This is a genomic window from Allobosea sp. 05T433, assembly GCF_056396065.1.
The window spans coordinates 1-4567 of the sequence record NZ_JBFTKS010000076.1 but is presented as its reverse complement, the minus strand read 5'-3'; the positions used below and the strand labels follow the sequence as shown (position 1 = coordinate 4567).

5 protein-coding genes are annotated in these 4567 nt (G+C 58.0%); 2 read left to right on the top strand and 3 right to left on the bottom strand.

The window, feature by feature from the left end; all coding sequences use genetic code 11:
• Nucleotides 1-235: 235 nt before the first annotated feature.
• The 3 genes from AC1DGP_RS34825 to AC1DGP_RS34815 all read right to left on the bottom strand — a co-directional run bounded on the left by AC1DGP_RS34825 (nucleotide 236) and on the right by AC1DGP_RS34815 (nucleotide 2552).
• Nucleotides 236-1261 carry a hypothetical protein gene (locus tag AC1DGP_RS34825; RefSeq protein WP_476833248.1) on the bottom strand — a complete coding sequence of 342 codons (1026 nt, stop codon included), beginning with the start codon at nucleotides 1259-1261 and terminating at the stop codon, nucleotides 236-238.
• 338 nt (nucleotides 1262-1599) lie between these two features.
• On the bottom strand, nucleotides 1600-2136 hold the full coding sequence (locus AC1DGP_RS34820; RefSeq protein WP_441508868.1) for a hypothetical protein: 537 nt from the start codon (nucleotides 2134-2136) through the stop codon (nucleotides 1600-1602).
• Nucleotides 2137-2321: 185 nt separating this feature from the next.
• Complete coding sequence (locus AC1DGP_RS34815; protein ID WP_441508867.1) at nucleotides 2322-2552, bottom strand: hypothetical protein; 231 nt, start codon at nucleotides 2550-2552, stop codon at nucleotides 2322-2324.
• 328 nt (nucleotides 2553-2880) lie between these two features.
• Here AC1DGP_RS34815 and AC1DGP_RS34810 point away from each other — a divergent pair, with 328 nt between their 5' ends.
• Both AC1DGP_RS34810 and AC1DGP_RS34805 read left to right on the top strand, forming a co-directional pair.
• Nucleotides 2881-3339: a helix-turn-helix domain-containing protein gene (locus AC1DGP_RS34810; protein WP_441508866.1), complete on the top strand. Its 459-nt coding sequence runs from the start codon at nucleotides 2881-2883 to the stop codon at nucleotides 3337-3339.
• Between the two features lie 797 nt (nucleotides 3340-4136).
• The coding region (locus AC1DGP_RS34805) for an outer membrane protein (protein ID WP_476833247.1) at nucleotides 4137-4567 on the top strand (431 nt) is incomplete at its 3' end.

The window sequence follows — 4567 nt, the reverse complement described above, 5'->3', positions numbered from 1 at the left end:
CCGACACGTAGTCGTCAAGATACTCGGGAAGCAGGACACCCTGCCGACGGTCTTCACTCTCAACGAAGCGCTTCATCTAAGCTCCCGGAGCATCACCTCCAGGAATCCTAGCCGACTCGGCTCTTTTCACACAGCCTCGGTGGTTAGCGGAAGTCAGGCCGAACTCAATCGAGGGGCCGGATCGCATCCTTAGCGGAAGTTGGTCCGAACTCGGAAACCGGGCAATTCTCGCCGACTAGCACCGGCGCCTAGTCTCGCCCCTTAGCGTGCGTTCGACACGGGGCGTAATGGGGCGCTCATGGCGTGAGCGACCGCGATGGCGATTTTCTGCCCCTACGGCACTTTCCAGTTCGATGAGGTTCCCAGAGTTCAGGTCGGCCTCGAAAATGGCAGACCAGAGAATGGCGGCCGTTTCTCCTTCGACGAGGCGGCTTGTTATTCTGAGCTTGTTATCGGCAGCCCGGATCATCCCCTCAAGGATGAGCCGGGCGCCGAGATGGCGCCTGGCAGCGGATGGTTGCGACGCCAGTGTGTCGGAAGCCTCGCTTCGAACAATGGTCAGTTCCCGAAACGAAGCGAGCTGTGAGAGCATCTCTTCGGAAAGACCGGCTGCGAAAACACTGGCCTCTGGCGTCGGTGACAGGTTGGCGAAGGGCTTTACAAAAAGCGAGGGGCCTAGGGGGCGTGCCGGTGATGCGGCCGGGCGGAACTGGTCTGTCATCCCGACGTATGCCACCAGGGTGCCAAATGCCAGTACAGCAGCCAAGCCGACGAGCCAGGGGCGTCTGAGCGAGGCGAAGAGGCGTGCGCGGGTTGGTGGCGTCGGCTCCGGGGCCGGGGATGCGAGAGGCTGGGCCAGCGTCTGATCCTCTATTCGCCGGGAGAAAAACGGTACGTAGCTTCCCTTAGGAATTTCGATCAGGACGGGGTCTGTCTTGCCCTCAAGGAAATAGTAAAGCTCCAAGGCGCGCCTGAGCCGCCCGGCCTCAATACGAACGACCGGATCGTTCAGAATGTCGATACTCGTATCCCGGCCGAAGACTTCGACCGCGACCGAGTAGGCTTTGATGCGCTCTGCCCGGCCAGCCAGCGTCTGTTCAACCACATAGGACAGAAACCGGCGGAGCCGATCGGGCGCCTTGAAATCCCGGCTCGCTAAAATGCGGAGCAGTTGCGCGCGGATATCGCTTTCGCATGGCGCTGACACCGGTTGTGATGACGCGGAATCTGAAACACAAGTCGATGTCGTTTGGCGTTTCATGGAGTTAATTCGCCTGCGCGCCGATCCCAGCCCATGCATGATGCCCAGGTCGGGAGAGCACACGCAACCACCGTCAGTGGTAATCGATCAAAATTCTACCCCTCAATATCCCTAGGGATACAATATTCGTCACTCAAAATCTCGTCTCATGCTTGGGGATATACAGAGGCTTGACGTTCCGTCCCACCATTGACAATCCGTCTCAGCAAAATCTTCTAAATTCGCTCCAAATCGGAATCTTGGGTCGTGCAGATAGCTGTTGCGACAGAGGCACTTCATGAGAACCCCGTGGTGACGATCGGCCTGCAATAAGCGCAGGCGATCGTGCGTCACCCGTCTCAGGCGACCAAGAACCGCGCGAGCCCGATAATTGCGAGCAATGCGGATAATCCGACCAAAGCCCACGGCAACAGTCGCAGCGCGAAACCTGGACCGATACGGATTGGCCGCAGGCTCTTACGAGGCCTTGGCTCGGCCAGCGGGACGGGACGCCTGCTGAAGCGAGGGGCATAACCGCCCTTCGGGATTTCGATGATGATGGGGTCGGAGCGGCCCGCGACGAAGTAATAACGCTCGATAGCATGTCGCAGGCGCCCGGCCTCGACCCGAACAATCGGGTCATTCTTCTGATCGAAACTGGCGGGGCGCCCAAACACCTCTACTGCGATCGAATAGGCGGTGATGTTCTTGGTGTGGCCAGCCAGCGCCTGCATGACGACGTAGATCAAAAAACGACGGAGCCGGTCCGGGACTATGAATTCTTCACTCGCAAGCATGCGAATGAGCGCATCCTGGACTTCATGGGCTCCAGGCGCGCCGGCAGCATCTGTCTTCGCCGTGGAACTGACGATGTTTCCCAAGGCGGGCAACTGCACGGCTTTGGCTCCTTTTGACGAGCCCGCACGTCTTCGGATAGTCGCCTCGCCCCGGCGCTTTGCTCTGGCCCATTTTCACAGATCAAGCTGCTCAAAGGGCCGGGGGTGGTTCTCGTCAATGCGCCACGCGAACATCGGTGAGTTGAACGATCTCGACGCTTAGTGCGCACGCGGCCGCCGCTCACTCAGTTTCGGCGCTCTTCGCGTCGTGTCGTGCGTCCGGTGCGGCGTTCAGTGCGGCGATCGTCACGTCCGGAGCGCCGATCCCCACGTCGCTCCATACCGGTGGTCTGCGCCTCAGAATGCGATGCTTTCAATACCACCGCGGCCCCTGCAAAAGCCAGTGCGGCCGCCGACCACAAGAAGGAAAGGCCGCTTCGACGTGTGATCCCTTCCGATATGTAGAATTGGCTCATGTCCGGGCTCCTCAGGTTCACTGAACCGCTTTTATCGCCCCCACCGCCCCTCCAGACCAACGTGTTTGAAGCCCTCGCCTGCGGGCGCAAGCCACGGCGAGAAAACCATCCGCGCCACTCATGGAACGCCGTTTATGGGCCTCGAAGATCTACCGCACAAGACAGTCCGGGATGCTTTCGCCGCCGCCTTGTACCGTTGCAGGCTCTCTCCGCTATAAAGCTCCTTTGAAGAAACCGGGGCGACATTGGTCTGCTGACATTTCGCCCAGTATAATCAAGCAGATGGTTATCAGATCACCACAACATGGGGTTCCACATGGTTTCTGGCATGAAATTCGTAAAACGGCCCACTGCGATTGATCAATGTCTTGCTTGGCGCCTGCGCGAGCAAAGGCAACTGGCCGGATTAAGCCAGACGAAACTCTCGGAACAGTTGGGCATAACGTTTCAGCAGATCCAGAAATACGAGAAAGGATCAAACCGGATCAGTGCCAGCCGCCTGCAACAGATTGCGAATATCCTTCAGGTGCCGGTGGGCTACTTTTTCGAACAGGCGTCGACCGGACACGCAGCGACCCAGGAACCGTCGAAGGGAGAGGCGACTGCCGATGTCGCAGAATTGCTTGCGACAAACGAGGGGCTTCGTCTCGCCAGAGCCTTTTTCAAGTCCGACAATGCCGACACCCGCCAGCGGATCGTTGCCGTCGTCGAAGCGATGGCAAATGGAGATGTCGACGGGAGCCGTGGCGAAGTCTGCCATCCAGCGGGTGCCGAAAGTACGGCCTGACGCTTTGGCGACGATTGCAACCGCAATGCGATGACCTGACCCGAGGGGCGCGCGGGAACGTGCGCGGCCGTGTACTCGCCTCGTTGCCGGGTCGACGGCGGAAGGATTAACCAAACTCGATCTTCTCGAACATGTGGAATTAAATCATCATCGACGGGACGCTATGTGTGTGCTCTTGTTTTGTTGCAGGCAAAAACCGAACATCCTTCGAAATCTTCGTCACCGCTTATTATTAATTGTTATGCCTACAAGGTTATTTATGAGGCAATAACATGTCGAATTCTGAGAATTCCAACAGATTTCGAGAATTTGAGAGAGATACGACTCATACATTCCGTCGACATTACCAATAGTTACGGAATGAAGGCGACGAAAGCGATAGTTTCATTCGAGGCGTCCTCTGGGGCGCTCCAATTTCGCTATTGCTCTGGGGGTTGATTGTGTTTTCTTGGCTCTTCCTGGCTCGATGACCTTGCGGGGTTGCAATAAGGACTCGGATTTTCCTGTCTCCGATCGACAGTTCAGCGATCGCAAGATCTCTCGCCCTCCTCACTCGACGACACCCCCCCATCCATGCCACGACTTTTCAACGTTTCGGCCTGATGAGCTTTGCTGCGGACATCCGGGTTGAGTTGCCGCATGCAAGAGAGCCTTGGTGATAATTTTTGCCTAGTGGCGAAAATATCGCTTTCGGGATTATTTGATGACAGACAGTAAACCTCTCCGATTATTTGGGTTCCCGACTGCTTTCTGATGTGCAACCGATAGGTTGGCTAACCCTGACCTCGGAGGACACCATGCGAATAGGACTTGTATCCACCGCCGTCCTTGCAACCTGCCTGGCGACGTCTGCCTTCTCCGCCGATCTTCCCAGCCGCCAAGCGCCGCCTCCCCCGATCGTCTATGCTCCCGTCTTCACCTGGGCCGGATTGTACGTCGGCCTCAACGCCGGCATGGGCTGGGCCGACTCGGGCAACATCACCGTTACCGGGCCGACAGCCGGCTCTTCCGGAATTCTGGGCGGCAACGGCGGCGACGGCGCGTTCGTCGGCGGCGGCCAGATCGGCTATAACTGGCAGTCCGGCGCCTGGGTCTACGGTCTCGAGACCGATATCCAGTATGTCGGATCGAACGGCAATATGTCCTGGGGGCAATACACCTGGTGGGCAAATAATGGCGGTGGTGACGGCGGGTATTTCGGCACCGTGCGCGCCCGCATCGGTTCGGT